Genomic DNA, 24,441 nt, shown 5'->3' with positions numbered 1-24,441 from the left:
TTCAGAGAGGTAAGCATGACCGTGGCCCAAACGACCAAATACGTCATCAAGTACAAACTCAACGGTGAGCGCCGTTTTGAGTTCGCTCAGCTGGTGAACGGGACTGAAGAGGAAGCCAAGGCTGAGCTCGACAAGCTCCATGATCCGAAAGAAGTGATCAGCGACATTGCCGTCAGCAAAGCCCTGTAAGTAGCGACAGGAATTCGACCGCAAGCGGCGGAGTGTTCTGCCGCAGCGCGCTGTCCAGACTGACGACCTCGATCTCGAATCAAGGAGTCAGCATGTCGATGTCCCCCTCCCGGCTGGAAATGCTCGACTGGGCAAGCCTGGAACAGCAATTGGATGACGACGGTTGCGCGATTATCCGCTCGCTGCTGTCGCCAGAAACTTGTGTGCGCTTGAGTGCGCTCTATTCGCAAGCCGAACCGTTTCGCTCGCAGGTCATCATGGCGCGTCACGGCTTCGGTCGCGGCGAATACAAGTATTTCCGCTATCCGCTTCCCGCAACCGTCGAACGCCTGCGCACTGCGCTTTACCCACGTCTGCTGCCGCTGGCAAATCGCTGGTACCAGCGCATGAACCTGGCGGAGCGCTTTCCCCAGACCCACCGCGAATTTCTTCAGCGCTGCCATGCGGCCGGCCAGTCGCGCCCTACTCCACTTTTATTGCAGTACGGTGCGCAGGACTACAACTGCCTGCATCAGGATTTGTACGGCGAATCGGTTTTTCCCCTGCAAGTCGCGATTCTTCTGTCAGAACCGGGGAAGGATTTTACCGGCGGCGAATTCGTGCTCACCGAGCAACGCCCGCGCATGCAATCGCGCCCGCTGGTGCAGGACCTGAAACAAGGTGACGCGCTGATCTTTGCGGTGAATCAACGCCCGGTCAAAGGCGTGCGCGGCGACTATCGGGTGACCATGCGTCATGGCGTCAGTCGCCTGCACAGCGGAAAAAGGCATACCCTAGGCATCATCTTTCACGACGCAACCTGATGGCCATGTCCTCGACAACTCTCGACCTGTTCGCTGACCACGAACCCGAACAACACGCCCGAGCCGAACGGATTGGTGAGCAATCATGGCTGTTGCGCGGCTTCGCCCTGCCGATTGTCGATCAGATACTGCCGGCGCTGGACGCCGTTCTCGCTGCGGCCCCGTTGCGTCACATGATGACGCCGGGAGGTTTCAGCATGTCGGTCGGCACCAGCAGTTGCGGCGAGTGGGGCTGGATCACTGATCGCAGTGGCTATCGCTACTCAAGTGTCGACCCGCTCAGCGGTCTACCCTGGCCGCAGATGCCGCGGTCATTCACCGAGTTGGCACACTCGGCAGCCGAGCGAGCCGGGTTCTCTGATTTCAATGCCGATTCCTGCCTGATCAATCGCTATGTCCCTGGCGCAAAGATGTCATTGCATCAGGATAAAGACGAAAAGGACTACGCCGCGCCGATCGTTTCCCTGTCCCTCGGATTGCCGGCCATGTTCTTGTTCGGCGGCTTTGCCCGCAGTGACAAAACCCAGCGAATCCCGCTGCTGCACGGCGACATGGTGGTCTGGGGCGGCGTTGATCGCTTGCGCTTCCACGGCGTCCTGCCGATCAAGCAAGGTCAGCATTCACGCCTGGGTGAACAGCGGATCAATCTGACGTTTCGTGTCGCCCGGTAAGCTCGCAAAATTTGACCGCAAGGCCCGGAGTGTTGCGCCAGGCGACGCTGGTTAACCTGAATCAAACAGGTCAACGGATTACCCATCATGAAAACGCTTTCGACCACGCTCACTACCGAAAATGATCCACGCTGGGCCGCTGTGATTGCACGCGACCCGCAGGCGGACGGGCAATTTGTCTACGCGGTAAAAACCACCGGCATCTATTGCCGCCCGAGCAGCCTCGCCCGGCTGCCAAAACCACAGAACGTCGAATTTTTCGATACCGCCGAACAGGCTGAAGCAGCGGGCTATCGACCTAGCAAACGCGCCAGCAAGGATCAAAGTGATGTCGCGGCGCAGCATGCGGCGACCGTCGCAATAGCCTGCCGGCAGATCGAAACCGCCGAGAACCCACCGCCGTTGAACGAACTCGCAGAAACCGCAGGTTTGAGCCCGTTTCATTTCCATCGGGTGTTCAAAGCCGCGACCGGCCTCACACCGAGAGCCTACGCCGCCGCCCACCGTTCGCGCAGAGTCCGTGAACGCCTGGCCGGCGGTGGCTCGGTGACCGATGCGTTGTACGACGCAGGCTTCAACTCCAACAGCCGCTTCTATGAGTCAGCCAACCAACTGTTGGGCATGAAACCTGGAGACTACCGCGCTGCCGGTCAGAACAACGACATCCACTTTGCGGTCGGCCAATGTTCGCTCGGCGCGATTCTGGTGGCGCAGAGCGAGCGCGGGGTGTGCGCGATTCTGCTGGGTGACGACCCGCATCAACTGGTCTGTGACTTGCAGGATCAGTTTCGTAAAGCCAACCTGATCGGCGCGGACAGCGGTTTCGAACAGTTGATCGCCAAAGTCGTGGGTTTTATCGAGGCGCCGGCCATTGGCCTCGACCTGCCACTGGACGTGCGCGGGACGGCGTTTCAGGAACGTGTCTGGCAAGCATTGCGTGAAATCCCGCTCGGCAGCACCGCCAGTTACGCCGAAATTGCCCAGCGCATCGGCGCGCCGACCTCGATGCGCGCGGTGGCTCAGGCGTGCGGGGCGAATCGCCTGGCGGTGGCGATCCCTTGCCACCGCGTGGTGCGCAGCGATGGCAATTTGTCGGGCTATCGCTGGGGTGTCGAACGCAAACGACAGCTGCTCGAGCGCGAAACGCAGCCTTAGCGGATACCGATGTAGATCGAGACGGATTCGGGGCCGGTATAGGCCTCGAAGTCCGTGGCGTAGCGGCGCTGAATCTGCGGATTCTCGTTGAAAAAAGTCCAGACTTTACCCCACGTCTCAATCACCGCTCCGGGCAACGGCCCCTCTGCCGCAAAAATCAGATAGTCGCCGGCCTCGACTTTTACTGTTTGAAAATCTGGCGCTGGCGTAATTACGGCGACGCCGGCTATCACATCAAACGCGCCTGAAGTATCCGAATCATAGTTCAAGTACACACCATAAGCCGGCGACTCAGTTGGCTTACCGGCAATGACTGCCGCTAATTGTTCTTGGTGAAATTGCTCCCAGACTGCACCGATTTTCGCGGTTTCTGCCTTTTTCTCTGCAGCATTGTCAGTGCGAACGCGCAATCCTGAAACAATGAACGGATCGACGTACTGCCGTTTCAATTCCATCGAATGTGCCACTCCCTATTGATTGAAATGCGGCACTCGCGACGCCGCAATGGCGCTTACTTTGTCAGCGATTGACGTCAACTACAACCCGTCCGCGCAACTGTCCCGCGAGCAGTTTCGGTGCTGCATCGATGGCTTCACTCAAGGCAATTTCGTGGCTGATCAATGCCAGCAAAGCGAAGTCCAGATCCTTGGCCAGACGGTCCCAGGCTTCCAGGCGGCGCGCCTTGGGCTGCGTCACGCTGTTGATGCCGGCCAGGGTCACGCCGCGCAGAATGAAAGGCGCGACCGAGGCCGGGAAGTCCATGCCCTGCGCCAGACCGCAGGCGGCGACGGTGCCTTCTGCGCGAGTACTGGCGCAGGCGTTGGCCAATGTATGACTGCCCACCGAATCGATCACTGCTGCCCAGCGCTCCTTCGCCAAGGGTTTGCCCGGTTCGGACAAGGTTGCGCGATCAATAATTTCGCTGGCGCCCAGTTGTTTCAGATATTCATGCTCGGAGAGTCGACCGGTCGACGCCACCACTTGATAACCCAGCTTGTTGAGCAACGCGATGGCGAAACTGCCGACGCCACCGTTAGCGCCCGTCACCAGCACTTCGCCCTGATCCGGAGTCACGCCATTGCGCTCCAGCGCGAGGATGCACAGCATCGCCGTGTAACCGGCCGTACCGATGGCCATCGCTTGTGCGGCGGTAAACGCCTTGGGCAATGGAATCAGCCAATCGCCTTTGAGCCGGGCCTTTTGCGCCAGTCCGCCCCAGTGATTTTCACCGACACCCCAGCCATTGAGCAGCACCTGATCACCCGCTTTATAGTCGGGGTGAGCACTGCTTTCTACAGTGCCGGCCAGATCGATCCCCGGCACCATCGGAAACTTGCGCACCACCGGACTGCTGCCGGTAATCGCCAAGCCATCCTTGAAATTCAGCGTGCTGTAGGCGACTCGTACAGTTACATCGCCTTCGGGTAATTGATCGTCGTTGATCTGCTGCACGCTGGCGCGATAACCGCTGTCGTCTTTATCGATCAGGATGGCGTTGAACATGGCGACCTCTCGTGGAATGGATGTGAAGATTGCGTCCATTGGAATACCACATCGCAACACATTGCCACACTCGACTTTCAGCCAATCTGCGAATCGGCCGGGTATTTCCACGGCGGGCGACTATGCTTTTCCGACGGTTGTGCTTTCGCGATTATTCCTTCAGAAATCGGCCTGTCGATGGAGTTGACAATGACTTACCCGCGCTGGTTTTTTGTGCTGTTGATCCTGAGCCTGCTGAGCTTGGGCACTGCGTGGGCCGCCCCCGCCGCACCGGCCGCCGACACAGCACCGAGCGCACCAGCGTGGCCGCAGGTGATCACCAGCGGCAAGGCGAAACTGACGGTGTATCAGCCGCAACTCGACAGTTGGGATGGCTACACCCTGAATGCCCGCGCGGCCGTCGAAGCCACCGCTGCCGACGGCAAATCCACCTACGGCATCGTCCAGTTCAGCGCGCACACACTGGTCGACAAAGCCACACGCTGGGTCGCGCTCGATCAATACAAAATCATCAAAGCCGACTTCCCGGCGGATGCCAGTCAGGCCGACACTTGGGTCTCCGCGCTGCAAAAAGATGCTGAAAACCGCAAGAAAACCATCTCGCTCGATCAACTGGAAGCCGCCGTCGGCGTGTTGTCGGCAGAACAGCAGGCTGATAACGCGCCACTGGAAAACACCCCGCCGGCCATCATCACCTCCGACGTCCCCGCCCTGCTCGTCTATATCGATGGCGATGCGGCATATCGGCCGGTAGATGGCACGGCATTGCAACGGGTGATCAACACGCGGCCGCTGTTGTTGAAAGACGCACAGGGCAAACATTACCTGCACGTGTTCGATGGCTGGATGGTTGCCGACCAGTTGAACGGCGAGTACACACGTCTGGCCGCGCCACCTGCCGATCTTGAGAAAGCCAAGCAGGCCGCCATCAAAAGCCGGCAAGTCGACCTGCTGACCGGCCAGAGTGATCCGAAAGACAAAGTGCCGAGCCTGGCCAAACCGCCGCAACCAAAAATCTTTATCGCCACCGCCCCCACCGAACTGTTGGTCACCGACGGCGCACCACAGTGGCTGCCCATTCAGGGCACCAGCCTGTTGTACGTGAGCAATACCACCGGGCACATCTTCAAGGAAATTGGCGATCAGAACAGTTACGTGCTGATCTCCGGGCGCTGGTTCCGGGCCAGCGACATGCAGGGGCCGTGGACATTTACCCCGGCGGACAAGTTGCCGGCAGACTTCGCCAACATCCCCGACGACAGCCCGAAGGAAAACGTCAAGGCATCGGTCGCCGGCACTCCACAGGCCAAGGAAGCGGCGATTGCCGCGACCATTCCACAAACTTCGGCGATCAAGAAAAGCGCGGTGAAGATGAGCGCTCCGCAGTTCGATGGCGAGCCACAACTCAAAGCCATCGACAACACGCCACTGCAATACGTGGTCAACAGCGCCACCCCGATCATTCGCGTCGACAACGACAGTTGGTATGCGGTGGAAAACGGCATCTGGTTCACCTCAACCACGGTGAACGGCCCTTGGACCGTGGCCACATCCGTACCGGCGGTGATCTATTCGATCCCGCCGAGCTCGCCCATGCATTACCTCACTTACGTCAAAGTCTATGAGTCCAGCGGCGATACCGTGGTGGTCGGCTACACGCCGGGCTATCAAGGCTCGAATCTCGATCCGGCGACTGGCGTCGTGGTCTACGGCACCGGTTATCCGTATACGCCTTGGGTTGGCAGCGTCTGGTATGGACCGCCCGTGACCTACGGTTTCGGCGTCGCCATCCGCTATACGCCGTGGACCGGCTGGACCTTTGGTTTCGGATTTGGCTGGAGTTGGGGCGGCAGCACCGTGGCAATGGGCTGGGGCTGGGGCGCTTATCCGTGGTGGGGCAATTATGGCTGGGGCTATGCGTGGGGCCCGCATCTGTATCCGGCACCACTGGCGTGGGGTGGCGCCGCTTACGGTTATCGCGGCGGCGCTGTCGCCTGGGGCCCCGGCGGCTGGGCCGGCACCACCGGCAACATCTACCATCAGTGGGGTGATCGGGCGACGGTCAGTCGCTACGGCGCGGGTTACAACGCCTGGACCGGTAACCGCTGGGCGGGTCAGGTCGGTGCTTCCTATAATTCACGCACCGGCGTTGCGGCTGCCGGGCAACGGGGCGCCGTGCACAACGTCTACACCGGCAACTACGCAGCCGGGCGCAGTGGCGTGGCAGTCGGTCCGAACGGCGGCGCCATTGCCGGCGAGCGCGTCACCGCCGGCAATGCGCGCAATGGCACACAAGTCACCGCCAATCGCGGGGCCGTGTACAACCCCAACACCGGCAACACCACCCAATATGGCGGTGTCCGTGGACGCAACAGTGGCGCGGCACGCGTTGGCGACAACGTCTATGCCGGGCACGACGGCAACGTCTACAAGAAAACCGACAATGGCTGGCAATCAATGGTCGGCGGTGGTGGTTCGACACGGGCCGCGCCGGTGAACAACAATGCGCAGTTGCAAAACCTCAACCGCGAATCCGCCGCGCGCAACTTCGGCAATCAGCGCACCAACAACTTCCACAACTCTTCGCAATTCATGAACCATTCATTTGGTGGCGGTGGTGGTGGCGGATTTCATCGACGCTGAAAAACTGCATGCGTTGTTCTGAATTTCGAACTGGCTCCCGAAGCGGTTTTGCTGCTAAAAACCGCTTCTGCCGTCCCTGCCCGTTTCGTCGTTCGGAGAACCGCTGTCATGAGCCAATGGCCAGATACCCGCATTCTTGACCTTCTCGGCATTGAGTTGCCGATCATTCAGGGCCCGATGGCCGGTGCGACAAACTCATCGATGGTAATCGCTGTGTGCAACGCCGGCGGCCTCGGCTCAATGCCGGCAGCGATGCTGAACATCGAACAGCTGCGCGAAGAGTTGAAAACGATTCGTGCGCACACCGACAAACCTTTCAACGTGAACTTCTTTTGTCATCAGCCACCGCAGCCGGATGAGCAACGGGCGCGCGACTGGAAGAACCTGCTGCAACCGTATTACCGCGAACTCGGCGTCGACTTCGATGCACCGACACCGGTGTCTAACCGCGCACCCTTTGATGCGGCAGCCTGCGAAGTGCTGGAAGAGTTTCGCCCGCAAGTGGTGAGTTTTCACTTCGGCCTGCCGGAGAAATCCTTGCTCGATCGGGTCAAGGCCACCGGGGCAAAAATCCTTTCCTCGGCCACCACCGTCGATGAAGCCGTGTGGCTGGAGCAAAACGGTTGCGACGCGATCATCGCCATGGGCTACGAAGCCGGCGGCCATCGAGGGATGTTTCTCAGTGAAGACCTGAGCAGTCAGGTCGGCACCTTCGCCCTGGTGCCGCAGGTGGTCGATGCGGTGAAGATTCCAGTGATCGCCGCCGGTGCCATTGCCGATGCACGCGGCGTTGCCGCAGCGTTGATGCTCGGTGCATCGGCGGTGCAGGTCGGTACTGCGTACCTGTTCACTCCGGAGGCGAAAGTCAGTGCCGCGCACCACCAGGCACTGCGCACGGCCAAGGAAAGTGAAACCGCCATTACCAATATTTTTACCGGACGCCCGGCCCGAGGTATTCTCAATCGCATCATGCGCGAATTGGGCCCGATGTCGTCCAAGGCGCCCGCATTTCCTTTGTCCGGCGGAGCACTGATGCCACTGCGAGCCAAAAATGAAGCGCAGTTCGCCAACCTCTGGGCGGGCCAGGCATTCACCTTGGGGACAGACGTCAGCAGCGCTGACCTGACCCGGCAATTGGCGCACCGAGCCTTGGCGAAATTGCTTCGTCGTTGAGCCCGAACAGCGTGGGGAATTCAGTGTCCTCTCGCTGGGTTCAAGCAAGACTTTCCGTTTAGCGGCATTTCGCTATATATTCATCTATATAGCGATTTCACCCCTCGCATCGGCGCAGCCACCCCTAACAATAACTGCCCTCTGCACACGCCAACAACGGAGCTGTTACATGACCATTCGTGCCTCACGTTTTGCCCCAACCTGCCTGGCCTCCCTGCTCACCGTCTTCGCCATGGGCGCTGCGCAGGCTGATGAAGTGCAGGTCGCTGTCGCCGCCAACTTCACCGCACCGATCCAGGCGATTGCCGCCGACTTCGAAAAAGACACCGGGCACAAACTGGTCGCAGCCTACGGCGCCACTGGCCAGTTCTACACCCAGATCAAAAACGGCGCGCCGTTCGAAGTGTTCCTCTCGGCTGACGACACCACCCCGGAAAAACTTGAAAAAGAAGGCGACACCGTCAAGGGCTCGCGCTTCACCTACGCCATCGGCACCCTGGCGCTGTGGTCGGCAAAAGAAGGTTACGTTGATGCCAAAGGCGACGTGCTGAAGAAGAATGAATTCCAGCATTTGTCCATCGCCAACCCGAAAGCCGCGCCTTACGGCCTGGCCGCCACCCAAGTGCTGGAGAAGCTGAAACTGACCGAGGCGACCAAAGCCAAGATCGTTGAAGGCCAGAACATCACCCAGGCTTACCAATTCGTTTCGACCGGCAACGCCGAGTTGGGCTTCGTGGCCCTGTCGCAGATCTACAAGGACGGCAAAGTCAGCAGCGGCTCGGCGTGGATCGTGCCGGCCAACCTGCACGACCCGATCAAACAGGACGCGGTCATCCTCAACAAAGGCAAAGACAACGCTGCCGCCAAAGCACTGGTTGAATACCTCAAAGGCCCGAAAGCCGCTGCGGTGATCAAGTCTTACGGCTATCAGCTCTAAATGTCGCTGACGAGTGCCGATTTCGCGGCGATCTGGCTGACCCTGAAACTGGCTTCCCTGACCACCGCGATCCTGTTGGTCGTCGGCACTCCGATTGCCCTGTGGTTGTCGCGCACCCGTTCGTGGTTGCGCGGCCCCATCGGGGCAATTGTCGCCTTGCCCCTGGTGCTACCACCCACCGTGATCGGTTTCTATCTGCTGCTGATGATGGGGCCGCACGGTTTTCTCGGCCAATTCACCCAATGGCTGGGCCTCGGCACCTTGACGTTCAGTTTTACCGGGCTGGTGATCGGTTCGGTGATCTATTCCATGCCGTTCGTGGTGCAACCGTTGCAAAACGCGTTCTCGGCGATCGGCACCCGCCCACTGGAAGTGGCCGCGACCTTGCGCGCCAACCCATGGGACACTTTTTTCAGTGTGATTCTGCCGTTGGCACGCCCCGGCTTCGTGACGGCGGCGATCCTCGGTTTCGCCCACACCGTCGGTGAGTTTGGCGTCGTGCTGATGATCGGCGGCAACATCCCCGACAAAACCCGCGTGGTCTCGGTGCAGATCTACGACCACGTCGAAGCCATGGAATACGCGCAGGCGCATTGGCTGGCCGGGGCCATGTTGGTGTTTTCGTTTCTGGTGTTGCTGGCGCTCTACTCCAGCCGCAAGACCCGCGCGGGTTGGAGTTGATCAATGATTGATGCACGTCTGAACATCGCTTATTCAGGCTTCAGCCTCGACGTCGACCTGCACTTGCCGGGGCGTGGCGTCACCGCGTTGTACGGTCATTCCGGCTCTGGCAAAACCACCTGCCTGCGCTGTATTGCCGGGCTCGAACGGGCCGAACAGGGCTTTATCCGGATCAACGACGAAATCTGGCAGGACAGCGATAACGGCATTTTCGTGCCGCCGCACAAACGCGCCCTCGGCTATGTGTTTCAGGAAGCCAGCCTGTTTCCACACCTGTCAGTGCTGGCCAATTTGCAGTTCGGCCTCAAGCGCATCGCCAAATCCCAGCGCCGGGTCGACATGGCCCAAGCCACCGAGCTGTTAGGCATCGGGCATTTGCTCGAGCGTCATCCGCAGCATTTGTCTGGTGGCGAACGCCAACGCGTCGGCATCGCCCGCGCGTTGCTGACCAGCCCGAAACTGCTGTTGATGGACGAGCCATTGGCCGCCCTCGACAGTCAGCGCAAAAGCGAAATACTGCCGTACCTGCAACGTCTGCATGACGAACTGGACATTCCTGTGCTGTACGTCAGCCACGCGCAGGATGAAGTCGCACGACTGGCCGATCACCTGGTGTTGCTCAGCGACGGCAAAGCCCTGGCCAGTGGTCCGATCGGCGAGACCCTCGCACGTCTGGATCTGCCAATGGCGATGGGCGACGACGCCGGGGTGATCATCGAAGGTCAGGTCTGTGCCTACGACGCGGATTATCAATTGCTGAGCCTGCAACTTCCGGCCACTGAAATGAGCATTCGCGTCACGCATGCACCGATGGCACTCGGTCAGGCGTTGCGCTGCAAAGTGCATGCGCGGGACATCAGCCTCACTCTGCACAACACCGAGTTCAGCAGCATCCTCAATCGGCTGCCGGTCACCGTGGTCAGCGAACAAGCGGCGGATAACGCCGCGCATGTGCTGATTCGTCTCGACGCCGGCGGCACGCCACTGGTGGCGCGCATCACGCGGTTCTCTCGGGATCAACTCGGCGTGCACCCGGGCCAGCAACTCTGGGCACAGATCAAGGCGGTTGCGGTCCTGGCGTAAATCATTCGGCACGACGGCCCCGGCGTGCGGTCAATCGTTTTACACACCGCCGCCCTTTGAAGGAAGCCGCCATGCTTGATACCGAGCTGACCGCCACACTGCCATCCGACCTGCACTACGTCGATGACATCCAGCCCGGCATCACCCGCAAGAAACTGCGCGGCAAGTTCAACTATTTCGAGCCGTCGGGCCAGCGGATCACCGACCCCGACGAAATCAAACGCATCAATGCCCTCGCCGTACCGCCGGCCTACACCGATGTGTGGATCTGCCCGGATCCGCGCGGCCACTTGCAAGCCACCGGCCGCGACGCGCGTGGCCGCAAGCAATATCGCTATCACCCACGCTGGCGCGAAGTGCGTGACGCCGACAAATATTCGCGCCTGCGTGAGTTCGGCCTGGCCTTGCCGAAATTGCGCAAACAACTCGAAGCGCTGCTGGCTGCGCCCGGTTTCAGTCGCGACAAGGTCATGGCGACCGTGATTACCCTGCTCGATGCCACGCTGATCCGCGTCGGCAACACGCAATACGCGCGGGACAATCGGTCCTACGGCCTGACCACGCTGCGCAGCCGCCATGTTGAAGTCAACGGCAGCGCGATCCTGTTTCAGTTTCGCGGCAAGAGCGGCATCGAACACCAGATCACCGTCAAGGATCGGCGCCTGGCGCGCATCATCAAACGTTGCCTGGAAATCCCCGGGCAGAACCTGTTCCAGTATCTGGATGAAAACGGTGAACGGCATACCGTCAGCTCTTCCGACGTCAATGCTTACCTGCAAACCCTGACCGGCGCCGACTTCACCGCCAAGGATTATCGGACCTGGGCCGGCAGCGCCCTGGCACTGGCCGTGTTGCGCGAGCTGACCCACGAGTCGGAGACCGAAGCCAAGCGCCACGTCGTCGAGATGGTCAAGGGTGTGGCCAAGCAGTTGGGCAACACGCCGGCAGTGTGCCGCAAGTGCTACATCCATCCCGCCGTGGTGGAAAAATTCATGCTCGGGGCGCTGGCCGAACTGCCACGCCCACGCGTGCGCAAAGGCTTGCGTGCCGAAGAGGTGGCACTGGCGATGTTTCTCGAACGAATGAGTGACATGACCGATGCGCCTTGATCGACCAGGCAGCGTCGTTTAGGCTAGCCACCTTTCCCTCCTCAGGACGACCGCAGAAGTGAACAACCAGGCCTTCTAAAAATGTAATCGCGACATGCCGCCCCCGGCGCGTGTCTGTGCTCACAACATTTTCTGGAGGTGCCGATGACTCACGTCTCGCGTACGCCTGCTCTCGTCTCACTGAATCAATTGGGTTTTCAGTTCGCCAATGGCGAGACGCTGTTCGATGCACTGAATTTGACATTTGATGATCAACCCACCGCCATTGTCGGACGCAATGGCGTCGGTAAAAGCGTACTCGCGCAGTTGATCGCCGGGCACTTGCAACCCACTGCCGGCAGCGTGGTGAGTTCAGTGTGCGTGCACTACGTTGCGCAAACCTTCGCCGCCACACCCGGACAAACCGTCGCCGAAGCAACCGGCACAGCCTGTGTGCTGGCCGCACTCGATCGACTCGATCAGGGCCTCGCCACTGCCGCAGACTTCGACACCATCGGTGATTGCTGGGATCTGCGCGAGCGCCTGCGACAGCGACTTGATGAGGCTGGCCTAAGCGGTATTGCCGCAACGCATCCGACAGCAAAGCTCAGCGGTGGCCAGCAAGCCCGAATCGCCCTGATCGGTGCATTCCTGAGCCGTGCGCAACTGCTGGTGCTGGATGAGCCGAGCAATCATCTCGACAGTGCGGGCCGGCAATGGCTGATGAACAGCCTGCAAACATGGCGCGGCGGCCTGATCGTTGTCAGTCATGACCGGCAACTGCTCGAGCACATGCAGCGCATCATCGAGCTGACCCCCATGGGCGTCACAGTCTTCAGTGGCCAATATTCAGCGTTCGCCGAGCAACGCCAAATCCATCAGGCAGCAGCGCAAGCACAGCTCGATCAAGCCCGAATCGAACGCCAGCGAGCGCGCGCACGACTGCGACGCGAGCACGACACGATCCAGCGCCACGCGGCCGGAAGCCGGCGAAACGCAGAAACGGCGAATGTTTCCGGCTTTGAACGGGCAGCCATGAAAGCCGCGGCGAGGGAAATCATGGGCCATGTGAAGGTGGGTCATCAGGCACAAAAAACCGACCTGGATGAGCGGGTGCGCCGCGCTTATGCGAATGTCCTGCCGGATGAAGGTGTGCTGATCAACCTGCCGGGAAGTGTGGTCCCAAATGGTCGGCAAGTGTGTACCTTGGTCGATGCGTGTTTACCGTGGTTAGCGATTGCCTCACCCGCGAGTCGACTGAATTTGAACCTCCATGGGCCGATGCGCGTGGCAATCACCGGTCCCAATGGTTGTGGCAAATCAACGCTGTTGAAAGTGCTGGCCGGCGAACAGTTACCCGTGAGCGGCACCTGCAACACCCATGTGCCTTTCGCCTTTCTCGATCAGCAATTGGCCCTGCTGGATGCAAAAACCTCGATCGTTGAACAATTGAAGGCCCAGGGCACACCTTTGAGCGAAGGCACCTTGCGCAGCTACCTCGCCCACCTGCAACTCGATGCGCAGCGCGCGACTCAGCCCTGTGCTGCGCTCAGCGGCGGCGAACGTTTGAAAGCTGCGCTCGCACTGGCGTTGTGGCGGCAGACACCGGCGCAATTGCTGCTGCTCGATGAACCGACCAATCACCTCGACCTCGCGTCTGTGCAAGCTTTCGAGCAAGCCTTGCAGACATTTCCCGGGGCCATTGTCGCGGTTTCCCACGATCAGGCGTTTATACGCGCGTTAAACCCCAGTCATTGTTTGAGCTGGAACTCCACTGGCTGGCAGTGGCAACCGACGAGCTGAACTGACTATTTTTTGCACGATTGCTGAGGGGTTCTATAGTTGATCTGACACGAATCAGCTGCGGTGACGCCATGGAAGACATTTTCGTCGTGAAGCGTTGCAACAAGATCATTATTCACGGTCGACGCGCCGAAGACAGCCAGCATGATCCCGCCGAAGCCATTAGCTGGTTTCGAATCTGCGACACGCGCACGGGCGGGTTCATCGGCGATGGCTACGACACGGAGAAAGAAGCAACGCGTGAATGCACGCGTCTCAACGCAGTCAGTTCCCCACTACCGGCCCGCGAATCGTCCGGCTGATGTCGATCAAAAGCGGGTCTATACTGAAACCAGCTGAAGGAGCAGCGCCCCACGGCAGAAGGCTCGCAGCACGCGGGCTTTTTGCTGCAGCTCTGGTTTCATTGAACGGAGGTGTTCCATGTCCGAAAAAGAGTCCATCACCACCCTCCTCACCTTGCTCGACGCCCGGCAGGCGCGCCTCGCGGCCGCTTGCAAAGAGATCGCCGACTGGGTCGACCATCAAGGCGGTCACCCGACGGCCCTGCGTATTCGTGATCGGCTGAACGATATCGAAAAGGATGCGCCGCTGATTCGCAACACGCTGTCAGCACTCAAGCCTGTTGATCGGCCGCTGCCTCGGTTCAGATAACCACAAGCGAAATCATCGTCCTCACGAAAACCAAGCGAGATACTGCAGCGGCGGCGTAACGTCACCGGGCCTTGGGTTGCCCGCCATTTATATTCGCGCGCGAGGGTCTGTTTTTTTTCACAAAACCTTCACCTCCCCTCACTTACTGTGAAATCACTCCTTTAGTGACACATTCAACGCCCGCCCGCATGCGGGTGTTTTTTTGCCTGGGTTTTGACTCGGCGAACACCTTTGGCTGTCAGATGTCATAACCAGTACACGTCACAAAGGAGACGGTTCATGGTTATCCATTTCAACGTCGACGGGCATTTGGCTTGTGGTCACAAAGGTAAACACCTCACTGCCAGCCGCGAACTCAACCGTGTGAAATGCCGCAGTTGCCGTAACACCGATGCCTACAAACAAGCGAGAAAAGACCAGCGCAATGCCGCCCGACGCACAGCCAGGCATGCCAAAACCACTCACGGTGCAGCGAATTGGCGCGCGGAGTGGACTGAACGGCTGACAGCGATGTCCGGCCGCCAGCGTTTGCCTCGAGGCTTTGCTCATCAGGCATTTGTTTAAGGCCATAAAAAAGCCCAGCTCGATGGCTGGGCTTTCGCTTCAGGTGTTCTGCTCGGAATTTGTGGTCGTCGAAACATTGCCCCGGAAACAAACAAGGGCTTGCATCAGCTTTCGCCGGCAAACCCTTGATTCAAGATGGTGCCCGAAGCCGGAATCGAACCGGCACGCCCTTACGAGCGGGGGATTTTAAGTCCCATGCGTCTACCAGTTTCGCCATTCGGGCGGTAGCGCGGTGTTGCTCTGTCCGGCAGCTGAGTGGCGATCCTGACAGGATCAAGGCTTCAACAGCCGAGCGGGAAATATATACATCCGTTCCCGGTGAAGCAAGTTCGCAATGGCCGTTTTCAAGACTAAATCTTGCAGCGCACTGCAAATAAAAAAGCTCCGTAAATCATGGATCTACGGAGCTTGTTTATAGTGGAGGCCGAGGTCGGAATCGAACCGGCGTAGGTGGATTTGCAATCCACTGCATAACCATTTTGCTACTCGGCCTCAAAACGTTTGCTATCAGTAGCACAACAACAAACGCGTTTTAAACTTGGAGCGGGAAACGAGACTCGAACTCGCGACCCCGACCTTGGCAAGGTCGTGCTCTACCAACTGAGCTATTCCCGCTTGGTGATGCGCATTCTATAGAATTAAGAAGCTCCGTCAACCCCTTGATTCAAAAAAGTTTTATTTCTTTTCAACATCAGTCTTCAGATGTGGCCAGGCGGCGCGAAGGTACTGAACCATCGACCACAGCGTCAGGCCTGCGGAGACCATCAGCAACGCATAACCCAGCACAACCCAGAAGCTGAAGTCCTTTGGATTGGCCAACAGGATGACCAGTGCAAGCATCTGCGCCGCGGTTTTCCATTTGCCCAGATTCGATACGGCAACGTGGGCGCGGGCACCGAGTTCGGCCATCCATTCACGCAATGCCGATACCACAATCTCGCGACCGATGATGACCGCTGCTGGCAAGGTCAGCCAGAGATTGCCGTGCTCTTGCACCAGCAGCACCAACGCCACGGCAACCATGAGTTTGTCGGCGACCGGATCGAGAAACGCACCAAATGGCGTGCTCTGTTCCAGACGACGGGCCAGATAACCATCCAGCCAGTCTGTGGCTGCCGCAAAGGCAAACACCGAGGCGGAGGCCATGTAGCTCCACTGGTAAGGCAGATAGAACAGCAAAATGAAGATTGGAATGAGCAGGACGCGTAGAACGGTAATCAGATTAGGGATATTCATCGGCACAACTGGCTACGAGGTGAAGGGGCATTCTACTCGCTATGCAGGTTTGCATAAATCGACTCTGCGAGCTTTTTACTGATCCCCGGGGCTTTGGCGATCTCTTCGATGCTTGCACGAGACAGCTCCTGCAATCCACCAAAATGTTTCAACAAGTCGCGTCGCCGCGTCGGCCCTACCCCGGCAACGCCTTCCAGCGTTGACGTACGGCGGGTTTTACCACGGCGCGCGCGGTGTCCGGTAATGGCGAAGCGGTGAGCTTCATCGCGGATCTGCTGAATCAGGTGCAACGCCGGTGAGTCGCCACGCAAGGTGAACTCGTGCGCTGCATCATTCAGATACAACGTTTCGAAGCCTGCCTTGCGCGTTGCGCCTTTGGCAACGCCCAGCAGGATCAGATCGGGAACGGCCAGTTCGTTGAGCACATCACGCGCCATCGACAACTGACCCTTGCCACCGTCAACCAACAAGATGTCCGGCAACTTGCCCTCGCCTTCTTTCAGCTTGCTGAAACGTCGAGTTAGCGCCTGATGCATGGCGGCATAGTCGTCGCCCGCGGTCACGCCTTCGATGTTGTAGCGGCGGTAATCGGATTTGATCGCGCCTTCAGGCCCAAAGACCACGCAGGACGCAACGGTTGCTTCACCACTGGAATGACTGATGTCGTAGCATTCCAGGCGCTGTGGCGGCTCATCCAGATTCAACACTTCAGCCAGGGCTTCGAAGCGCGCAGCGGTGTGTTGACGGTTGGCCAGGCGTGCGCTCAGCGCCTGCTCGGCGTTGGTAACTGCCAATTGCTGCCAACGCGCACGTGTACCGCGCACCCGGTGACTGATGGCCAACTCGCGACCGCGCAACTCGTGAATGGCCTCGATCAACGTCGGAAAGTCCTCGTGCACCACGTTGACGATCAACTCGCTCGGCAAATCGCGCTCGGGACTGCTGATGAAGTACTGCCCGAGGAATGCCGCCATGACTTCAGACACGTCTTCTTCGATCCCGACCTGGGGAAAGAAATTTTTGCTGCCCAACACCCGACCGCCGCGAACACTGATCAAATGAACGCAGGCGCCACCCGGATTGACGAATGCGGCGATGACATCGATATCGCCCGTGCCGCCTTCCATGCTCTGCTGATCCTGAACGCGACGCAGCAGTGCGATCTGATCACGCAACTCGGCAGCTCGCTCGAACTCAAGATTGATCGCGGCCTCTTCCATCGCCGTTGACAGCTCATTGGTCAGCGCGTGACTGCGGCCCTCGAGGAACATCACCGAGTGACGAACATCCTCGGCATAAACTTCAGGCTCGACCAATCCGACACAGGGTGCCTTGCAGCGCTTGATCTGATACTGCAGACAAGGCCGGGTGCGGTTCTTGTAGTAACTGTCTTCACACTGGCGAACGAAAAAAGTCTTTTGCAGCAGACTGAGGCTTTCGCGAATGGCGCCAGCGCTCGGGTACGGACCGAAGTATTTGCCCTTGGCTTTCTTCGCGCCGCGATGAATGCTCAGGCGCGGGAACTGCCCATCGGACAAAAATACATAGGGGTAGGATTTGTCGTCGCGCAACAGAATGTTGTACGGCGGCCGCCATTCCTTGATCAGCGTCTGCTCAAGCAGCAGCGCCTCGGTTTCGTTGGCCGTGATGGTCGTTTCGACCTGAGCGATACGCCCGACCAGGGCAGCGGTTTTCGGCGCCAGACCGGTCTTGCGGAAATAACTGGCCAAGCGCTTTTTGAGGTTCTTGGCCTTGCCGACGTAGAGCAAGCGCGCATCGCTGTCGAACATGCGATACACACCGGGACGCCCACTGACCGTCGACAGAAAGGCGCCGGAATCGAATACTTCAGTCATGATCAGGCGCTGGCATCAACCATGCCGTGACGCACCGCCAGCAGTGTCAGTTCGACGTCGCTGCTGATCGAAAGCTTCTCGAAAATACGGTAGCGGTAGGTATTCACGGTTTTCGGCGACAAACACAGTTTGTCAGAAATGATCTGAACCTTTTGGCAGCCAACGATCATCAGGGCGATCTGAATCTCGCGCTCGGACAACGCATCGAACGGCGAATCGTTGGTAGGCTGAAAGGATTTGATCGCCAACTGCTGGGCGATCTGCGGGCTGATGTAGCGCTGGCCGGCAAACACCAGGCGAATCGCCTGGACCATTTCAGGTAACCCTGCACCCTTGGTCAGATAACCGGCGGCACCCGCCTGCAGCAAGCGAGTCGGAAACGGGTCCTCTTCACACACCGTGACGGCCACTACTTTGATATCCGGATGACTGCGCAAAAGTTTGCGCGTGGCTTCCAGGCCACCGATGCCAGGCATCTTGACGTCCATCAAAACCACATCGGGCTTCAATTCACGGGCCTTGATCAGGGATTCCTCCCCTGACTCGGCCTGACCCACCACCTGCAAGCCATCGATATCGGCCAGCATACGGGTAATGCCTGTACGAACGAGATCATGGTCGTCGACCACTAGCACCCTAATCAAGCAGACACCTCGCGATATGGTCTTATTGGGATGCCGGACACCTTAGCAAAAAGTGCCGGACAGACCTAGCGGAAAGGCGCATTTAAAAAGTTTCATTTCATCTTTCAGGGCTTGCAGGCCGTGGGTTTCAGAGCACAGGTGTACTGATATCAAGCTGCATTCGCAGGAAACACTCATCTTCACCCTGAACGTGTAGTCCTTTTCTTTCATACAAATGTTTTGCCGGATTATTTTTGAACACCGTCAGGCGCAATGCCGGACGCCGCTCCTTGCGAGCCATCGCGATAACCTGATCGATTGCCCAGGAACCTGCGCCCTGCCCCTGAAACGGTTCAGCCATCTGCAGTTCACGAATATACAAAGCCCGCGCATCCCGACTGAGGCTGAGAAAACCTGCCACCTCATCACCGCTCGATATCAACCAGTTCTCGCGCCCCGCCCACGCTACGTCGAAAGCCTCGTCCTGCCACAACAGGTCATGATGCAGGTAGTAACGCAACATATTCTGACAGGTGAGATTTCGCGAAAATGTCAGATCCTCGGGTGTTGCACGTCGCCACTGGTAGGTCATTGCGCCTCCGTCAACGCCACGACATGCCCCTGCCATGCGCCGGATTCGCGCCGGGCAACGACCAGAACGTCACCGGGCCCGGGCGCCTCGACAATCAGTGATCCCTGAGCAGACCAGATCGCACTGCGCCCCGCTGACACCCACCCGCCGGTAGGTCCGCCATGATTGGCCATCAACACCACCATCGAATGCTCACGGGCATAGCCTTGAAGCAAGTCCGTATCCGAGGCGTAGCCTTTTTCACTGATCAATACCCCAGCCGCATAAATATTGGCACCTTGCCTGGCGGCTGCGGCCGCATGGCTGGCGTGAGAAAAATCGGCGCAGACTGCCAAGGCAACGGTATCAGCGCCAAAGACCAGAGGCGGACCACCAGCACCCGGCGCGAAGAAAACCTCTTCACCCGCGTGCAAATGCTGCTTGCTGTAAACCCCGAAAGAGCCGTCAGCCGCCAATATCAGTGCACCAATCAACACGGCAGAGTTCGCTTTCTGGCGAATCGGCACGCCAACGACAGTGGTGATACGCAGTTCGTGGGCGAGGTCTCGCAGCGGTGCTAACACCGCATCCAGCGGATCAATCGCCAATCTTGCGGCCATCTCGCCCTCATAGCCGGTCAGGGACAACTCTGGAAAAACCAGAAGCTCGACACCCTGCTCCGCAGCCGCCCTCATAAAACGCATATGACTGGCAATATTGGCGTTGAGATCACCGGCGATGGAGACAGCCTGGGCGGCGGCAATGATCAGTGTCGACATGATTCTTCCTTGATGCGCGGTTAAAACGCAGAGTGTGTCACAACTCCTGCAGCACTTGATCAATAGGTATTTGGTTGCCGATGCAATAGCAATTTCCGATTGCTGAGGCGTATCCGCCTCTAGTAAGCTCGGCGCATTCATCGGAGACAGACCATGCTCAACGCCCTTTCACAGCTACGTACCGCCAGCGCCCTGCGCTCGGTTTCGGCTGCCCGGGCGACTGACGTATGTGCTCCGGTCAGCTTTTATTTTGGGTATTGGTTTAGCCACTGGCGCGCCTGATACCCACACGGCGCCCATGTAAACGGGTCGCCACCAGAGAGTTTCTCAACCCCCGGTCGGCTTCCCGACCGGGGGTTTTGTTTTTTCAGGCCCTGACTATTTAGCAACACACCAGACACTTTGAGGATTCAACCCATGAACTACGCCACTTATTACCGTTACGACAGCTTTAGCGCCTGGCGATTTACCAGCTTCCGCTCGGGACAGCCTGCCGCCTCCGATCGGTCACCTACAGGTGGCAAGCACACACACATAGCCAATACGGCCAACTGTCGAACACCCCAGTAGGGCCGAGCGAGCGGGAAGCACCCGCCGCCTGCCCAGGAAGACCGAATATGAACTCGTCCGTTTCTGCTCTGCCACTGTCCACTCTCGATTCTGCCAACGAAGCGCTGACCCTGCGTCTGCCCAGCTCGTTGCAGCTCAAACAGCAATTGCCGCTGAGCACTGCCTTGAGTCAGCAAGTCGCCACCCACCGCCAAGCGGTTCGCGCCATCCTTGATGGTGAAGACCAGCGCCTGCTGGTCATTGTTGGCCCCTGTTCCATCCACGACCCACAGTCCGCACTTGAGTACGCCGGCAAACTCGCATGCCTTGCTGACGAGGTCCGCGACGAAATGCTTCTGGTCATGCGCGCCTACGTCGAAAAACCGCGCACCACCGTTGGCTGGAAAGGCCTGGCCTACGACCCGCATCTGGACGGCAGCGATGACATGGCTGGCGGACTTACACTCTCCCGCGAACTGATGCTGGAAATGGTCCGACTCGGCTTGCCAGTGGCTACCGAGCTACTGCAACCCATGGCTGCCGGCTACTTCGACGATCTGCTCAGTTGGGTTGCGATTGGTGCCCGCACCACCGAATCACAGATTCACCGGGAAATGGCCAGTGGCTTGAGCATGCCTGTCGGCTTCAAAAACGGCACCGACGGTGGCGCAGCCATTGCAGTAGACGCGATGCGCTCGGCAGCCCACCCACACCGGCACTTCGGCGTCGACAGCCAAGGCCATCCAGCAATCATTCAGACCCCAGGCAACCCTGACACCCATCTGGTGTTGCGCGGCGGCCATCAGGGCCCGAACCATGATCGCGACAGCGTGGCGAAAATCCATGCTGATTTGAACCGATTGAAAATCCCCAGCCGGATCATGGTGGATTGCAGCCACGCCAATAGCGGCAAGGACCCACTGCGTCAGCCCGCCGTTTTCAACGACGTGCTCGAACAGCGCCTTCAAGGCGACGGTTCATTGATCGGCATGATGATCGAGTCGCATCTGTTCGAAGGCTGTCAGCCGCTCAGCGCGAATCTGCGCTACGGGGTATCCGTCACCGACGGCTGCCTGGGTTTCAGTGCAACCGAACACCTGTTGCGGGATGCCGCCCAACGTTTGCGCGCACACGCTCAAGGCTGATGAAGTGGCTTGCCCTCCGGTTTCGTTGAACCCGGAGGGCGGGCGCGAATACAGTCAGGCCTCTACCTGCACTCGCGTCACCGCAGACTCCTGACTGATGTCGTCCAATCGCTCAACCGTATAAGCGACACGAACAGTCCCCCCAAGGTGCTCGCGCCAGAAACGATGCGGAACGATAAAAATCAGCGGTTTGCCGGCGGTCTCCCGCGTGATCTCGCGGTCATCCCGATGATTGAACAAGTCCCCGTCACACTTGAGGTAGACCAATTCGCCTTCCTGTGTTTGAGCATTGCCGATCACAACGGTCGCGCCATCGATCGCATCCTCCGTCAACAGCAAGCCATCCTCGGCTTCCAGCACATCAGGCGCGGCCAACTCGCCCCGCAGAAATGGAATCATGCGAACGGTTGCCGGCGTGGATTCACGTACTGCTCCACACGCTTGTTCGACGCGATAATGCAGGGTCAACTCGCCACCAGGCTGCACAGCAAAATACTCCGGGGCAACCCAGAATGACAGTGCCTGCGCAACCGCAAAGGCTTCAACTTTCAAGGTATCGGTGAACGGCGTCGGCGAAGCGCCGTTGTTACAGATAAGCGACACCCGGTCGCCAGCGGCCATCCGGCCATAAGGCTGCAGCGTAACAAGCACCCCCTCCCTCACCCGCGCGGGATCAAGCGTGCCACCGATGACACCTTCGACATGCGCAGCCAACAGTTGCGACGGTGTATCGCCTACCGATAATGCCAGGCGCACAGACGACAGCGGTTCGGACAAACCCGCGCTGACAAGCGTCCAGTAGACCTCAAGGGAACCGCCATCCAGAGCCGCGATGTGCATGCCCTTGATGACGAAAATGACATCGTTGCCAACCTGCGAGTCGCTGACGAAACGAACCATCTCATGCTGGTAGCTAAAACCCTCGACATCCAGGCCTTCCCAGCTCAACAGCAACTGATCTCCGCTCGCCATGTTTGCATAAGGCGCGACACGCACGACGACCCTGTTCAGAGCCGGATCGAGCACCGCCCCCTCCAGTGAATCAAGCGATGGCGCTGGCAACGGCTCTGCCGAAATGCCGACACTGACAGGGTGACGCATCCGGTAGCAAAACTCGATTTCATGGGTGTTCATTCGCCGCTCCATTCCTTGGATAAACGCCAATCTCATCGATGGCGTGACAACGAATATTGAACGCCATCCCTGAAGGCTTCGATGTCAGCCCAGTTCGCCGCAACCATCGGGCAAAAGCTACGGATCGAGTAGGCCAGTAACCGAAAAAATCGATTAATTCAGCAGAGGACGTCCGCAACTTCCGATTCGAGCCTCATGAGAAACAGAAACGCCCTACGCCACCTGATCCAGATTCGTCGGACAACCTAGGCCTCTTCTTACTTCGCCAACGGCATGAGTGTTTTAGAGTGGCTCACAGTTTTCCCGATGAACTTCTGTGAAAAAGGTAAGAACATGCAACGGAATGCTACAACTCGCTATCCCATACTGTTGATACACGGCCTGTTCGGATTTGAGCGAATCGGTCATTTCGAACTTTTCCACGAGGTAAAAGAGGCACTTAAGGCAACTGGCAACCGGGTGTTGGTCCCGCACCTGTCTGCCACCCATGACAACGAAACAAGGGGTGAACAGCTACTGCAGCAAATCGACCGCGTGCTCACTAGCACCGGCGCTGAAAAAGTCAATCTCATCGGACACAGTCAAGGCGCACTGACGGCGCGATATGCTGCTGCGCATGTGCCGCACGCCGTCGCTTCGGTTACCTCCGTCAGCGGCCCGAATCACGGTTCAGAACTGGCTGACTTCCTGCGCAAGGCGCTGATCCCGGATCGGTTGCCGGAAGCCGTCGCATTGAATGTAGTAACGCTGTTTTCCGAGTTCCTGACGTTATTGAGCGGCAGCCTGACGCTTCCGCAGAATGCCCTGGCGGCTCTCAACGCCCTGACCACCGCAGGTGTGGGGGACTTCAATGACAAATACCCGCAAGGTCTGCCAACTACCTGGGGTGGACACGGCGCGGAGCTGGTTGACGGTGTCCGCTACTATTCATGGAGCGGTACCCTGCCAGCGACTCGAGTGCCCACGCTCGACCCGGTGCATGAGGTCTGCCGTGGACTGGCGGAGTACTTCATTACCGAGGCCGGACAAAATGATGGCTTCGTCGGCCGCTACAGCTCACACCTGGGCACCGTGATTCGCTCCGACTATCCACTGGATCATCTGGGCAGTGTGCGCCGTACGATTACCAGCGCAGCCGCCCTGCCCGACCCGATCGATCTGTACCTCGAGCATGCAGCGCGTCTGCAAGCCGCGGATCTCTGAAGGCACGATGCAGGACCGTCGAACGGAACTTTGCCGAGAATTCGCCCACTGAATCCGGTAGGCTCCACACTTTACTGAAATAGATTGGAGATTTTCCCCATGGCTAAAGCCACTGCCCGCCACATCCTGGTTTCCAGCGAAGACAAGTGCAACGAACTAAAGGCCCAGATCGAAGGCGGCGCTGATTTCGCCGAAGTCGCCAAGGCCAACTCCACTTGCCCGTCCAGCCGTCAGGGCGGCGACCTGGGTTCCTTCGGTCCTGGCCAGATGGTCAAGGAATTCGATACCGTGGTTTTCAGCGCGCCAATCAACGTCGTGCAAGGCCCGGTGAAGACTCAGTTCGGTTATCACCTGCTGGAAGTCACCAGCCGTCAGGACTGATAGTTCGCCTGACTGCTCCC

Annotated in this window: 25 protein-coding genes and 3 tRNA genes; 17 read left to right on the top strand and 11 right to left on the bottom strand. The window is 58.8% G+C overall.

What is annotated here, in order from left to right; translation table 11 throughout:
• Positions 1–15: 15 nt before the first annotated feature.
• The 4 genes from A8O26_RS29935 (at position 16) to ada (ending at position 2,818) form a co-directional block, all read left to right on the top strand.
• A complete protein-coding gene (locus tag A8O26_RS29935; RefSeq protein ID WP_172828142.1) occupies positions 16–189 on the top strand; it encodes a hypothetical protein in 174 nt (57 codons plus the stop codon).
• Positions 190–281: 92 nt separating this feature from the next.
• The gene (locus A8O26_RS10500; protein ID WP_064117928.1) at positions 282–992 is read left to right on the top strand and encodes a 2OG-Fe(II) oxygenase; all 711 of its coding nucleotides are present in this window, start codon (positions 282–284) and stop codon (positions 990–992) included.
• A gap of 5 nt (positions 993–997) precedes the next feature.
• A complete protein-coding gene (gene alkB, locus A8O26_RS10495; RefSeq protein ID WP_064118357.1) occupies positions 998–1,663 on the top strand; it encodes a DNA oxidative demethylase AlkB in 666 nt (221 codons plus the stop codon).
• A gap of 87 nt (positions 1,664–1,750) precedes the next feature.
• The gene (ada, locus tag A8O26_RS10490; protein ID WP_064117927.1) at positions 1,751–2,818 is read left to right on the top strand and encodes a bifunctional DNA-binding transcriptional regulator/O6-methylguanine-DNA methyltransferase Ada; all 1,068 of its coding nucleotides are present in this window, start codon (positions 1,751–1,753) and stop codon (positions 2,816–2,818) included.
• Here the strand turns inward: ada and A8O26_RS10485 are convergent.
• Together A8O26_RS10485 and acuI are read right to left on the bottom strand one after the other, a co-directional pair.
• A complete protein-coding gene (locus A8O26_RS10485; RefSeq protein ID WP_064117926.1) occupies positions 2,815–3,273 on the bottom strand; it encodes a GyrI-like domain-containing protein in 459 nt (152 codons plus the stop codon). The genes ada and A8O26_RS10485 overlap by 4 nt on opposite strands.
• Positions 3,274–3,337: 64 nt before the next feature.
• On the bottom strand, positions 3,338–4,321 hold the full coding sequence (gene acuI / locus A8O26_RS10480; RefSeq protein ID WP_064117925.1) for an acrylyl-CoA reductase (NADPH): 984 nt from the start codon (positions 4,319–4,321) through the stop codon (positions 3,338–3,340).
• A gap of 189 nt (positions 4,322–4,510) precedes the next feature.
• Between acuI and A8O26_RS10475 the strand changes: the two genes are divergently transcribed.
• The 10 genes from A8O26_RS10475 (at position 4,511) to A8O26_RS10430 (ending at position 14,944) form a co-directional block, all read left to right on the top strand.
• Positions 4,511–6,964 (top strand): hypothetical protein, encoded by a 2,454-nt coding sequence (locus A8O26_RS10475; RefSeq protein ID WP_064117924.1) that lies wholly within the window; start codon positions 4,511–4,513, stop codon positions 6,962–6,964.
• 108 nt (positions 6,965–7,072) lie between these two features.
• On the top strand, positions 7,073–8,137 hold the full coding sequence (locus A8O26_RS10470) for an NAD(P)H-dependent flavin oxidoreductase (protein WP_064117923.1): 1,065 nt from the start codon (positions 7,073–7,075) through the stop codon (positions 8,135–8,137).
• A gap of 169 nt (positions 8,138–8,306) precedes the next feature.
• Positions 8,307–9,074, top strand: a complete 768-nt coding sequence (gene modA / locus A8O26_RS10465) for a molybdate ABC transporter substrate-binding protein (protein ID WP_064117922.1) — start codon at positions 8,307–8,309, stop codon at positions 9,072–9,074.
• Positions 9,075–9,755, top strand: a complete 681-nt coding sequence (gene modB / locus A8O26_RS10460; RefSeq protein ID WP_008082690.1) for a molybdate ABC transporter permease subunit — start codon at positions 9,075–9,077, stop codon at positions 9,753–9,755.
• Between the two features lie 3 nt (positions 9,756–9,758).
• Positions 9,759–10,838: a molybdenum ABC transporter ATP-binding protein gene (gene modC, locus A8O26_RS10455; protein ID WP_064117921.1), complete on the top strand. Its 1,080-nt coding sequence runs from the start codon at positions 9,759–9,761 to the stop codon at positions 10,836–10,838.
• A gap of 71 nt (positions 10,839–10,909) precedes the next feature.
• Positions 10,910–11,947: a DNA topoisomerase IB gene (locus A8O26_RS10450; RefSeq protein ID WP_064117920.1), complete on the top strand. Its 1,038-nt coding sequence runs from the start codon at positions 10,910–10,912 to the stop codon at positions 11,945–11,947.
• 144 nt (positions 11,948–12,091) lie between these two features.
• Entirely contained in the window at positions 12,092–13,729 is a 1,638-nt protein-coding gene (locus A8O26_RS10445) for an ATP-binding cassette domain-containing protein (protein ID WP_064117919.1), read from the top strand.
• Between the two features lie 71 nt (positions 13,730–13,800).
• Positions 13,801–14,031 (top strand): hypothetical protein, encoded by a 231-nt coding sequence (locus A8O26_RS10440; RefSeq protein ID WP_064117918.1) that lies wholly within the window; start codon positions 13,801–13,803, stop codon positions 14,029–14,031.
• A 118-nt stretch (positions 14,032–14,149) separates the two neighbouring features.
• Positions 14,150–14,380 (top strand): hypothetical protein, encoded by a 231-nt coding sequence (locus A8O26_RS10435; RefSeq protein WP_008082703.1) that lies wholly within the window; start codon positions 14,150–14,152, stop codon positions 14,378–14,380.
• Between the two features lie 279 nt (positions 14,381–14,659).
• Positions 14,660–14,944: a hypothetical protein gene (locus tag A8O26_RS10430; protein ID WP_064117917.1), complete on the top strand. Its 285-nt coding sequence runs from the start codon at positions 14,660–14,662 to the stop codon at positions 14,942–14,944.
• Positions 14,945–15,080: 136 nt separating this feature from the next.
• Here A8O26_RS10430 and A8O26_RS10425 read toward each other — a convergent pair.
• From A8O26_RS10425 to A8O26_RS10390, 8 genes are all read right to left on the bottom strand, one after another.
• Positions 15,081–15,167 (bottom strand) — tRNA-Leu (locus A8O26_RS10425).
• Positions 15,168–15,362: 195 nt separating this feature from the next.
• Positions 15,363–15,436 (bottom strand) — tRNA-Cys (locus tag A8O26_RS10420).
• A gap of 47 nt (positions 15,437–15,483) precedes the next feature.
• A tRNA-Gly gene (locus A8O26_RS10415) sits at positions 15,484–15,559 on the bottom strand.
• 60 nt (positions 15,560–15,619) lie between these two features.
• A complete protein-coding gene (pgsA, locus tag A8O26_RS10410) occupies positions 15,620–16,180 on the bottom strand; it encodes a CDP-diacylglycerol--glycerol-3-phosphate 3-phosphatidyltransferase (protein ID WP_016984200.1) in 561 nt (186 codons plus the stop codon).
• A 32-nt stretch (positions 16,181–16,212) separates the two neighbouring features.
• On the bottom strand, positions 16,213–18,036 hold the full coding sequence (uvrC, locus tag A8O26_RS10405) for an excinuclease ABC subunit UvrC (RefSeq protein ID WP_064117916.1): 1,824 nt from the start codon (positions 18,034–18,036) through the stop codon (positions 16,213–16,215).
• A gap of 2 nt (positions 18,037–18,038) precedes the next feature.
• On the bottom strand, positions 18,039–18,680 hold the full coding sequence (gene gacA / locus A8O26_RS10400; protein ID WP_024012761.1) for a response regulator transcription factor GacA: 642 nt from the start codon (positions 18,678–18,680) through the stop codon (positions 18,039–18,041).
• Between the two features lie 127 nt (positions 18,681–18,807).
• Positions 18,808–19,251, bottom strand: coding sequence for a GNAT family N-acetyltransferase (locus A8O26_RS10395; RefSeq protein WP_064117915.1), 444 nt, complete (start codon positions 19,249–19,251; stop codon positions 18,808–18,810).
• Entirely contained in the window at positions 19,248–20,009 is a 762-nt protein-coding gene (locus tag A8O26_RS10390; RefSeq protein WP_064117914.1) for a carbon-nitrogen hydrolase family protein, read from the bottom strand. The genes A8O26_RS10395 and A8O26_RS10390 overlap by 4 nt, the downstream gene beginning before the upstream one ends.
• Before the next feature lie 617 nt (positions 20,010–20,626).
• Between A8O26_RS10390 and A8O26_RS10385 the strand changes: the two genes are divergently transcribed.
• Entirely contained in the window at positions 20,627–21,703 is a 1,077-nt protein-coding gene (locus tag A8O26_RS10385) for a 3-deoxy-7-phosphoheptulonate synthase (RefSeq protein ID WP_064117913.1), read from the top strand.
• 54 nt (positions 21,704–21,757) lie between these two features.
• On the opposite strand, the gene A8O26_RS10380 is transcribed toward A8O26_RS10385, so the two are convergent.
• Positions 21,758–22,837, bottom strand: a complete 1,080-nt coding sequence (locus A8O26_RS10380; protein WP_064117912.1) for a hypothetical protein — start codon at positions 22,835–22,837, stop codon at positions 21,758–21,760.
• A 333-nt stretch (positions 22,838–23,170) separates the two neighbouring features.
• Between A8O26_RS10380 and A8O26_RS10375 the strand changes: the two genes are divergently transcribed.
• Together A8O26_RS10375 and A8O26_RS10370 are read left to right on the top strand one after the other, a co-directional pair.
• A complete protein-coding gene (locus tag A8O26_RS10375) occupies positions 23,171–24,040 on the top strand; it encodes an esterase/lipase family protein (RefSeq protein WP_064118356.1) in 870 nt (289 codons plus the stop codon).
• Between the two features lie 99 nt (positions 24,041–24,139).
• A complete protein-coding gene (locus A8O26_RS10370; RefSeq protein WP_007912303.1) occupies positions 24,140–24,421 on the top strand; it encodes a peptidylprolyl isomerase in 282 nt (93 codons plus the stop codon).
• The last annotated feature ends 20 nt before the right edge of the window (positions 24,422–24,441 follow it).

Source organism: Pseudomonas fluorescens (genome assembly GCF_001648775.1).
In the GTDB taxonomy this organism is placed as follows: Bacteria; Pseudomonadota; Gammaproteobacteria; order Pseudomonadales; family Pseudomonadaceae; genus Aquipseudomonas; species Aquipseudomonas fluorescens_M.
Note: the sequence above shows the minus strand (reverse complement) of the source record. Positions and strands in the feature narration are given on the sequence as shown.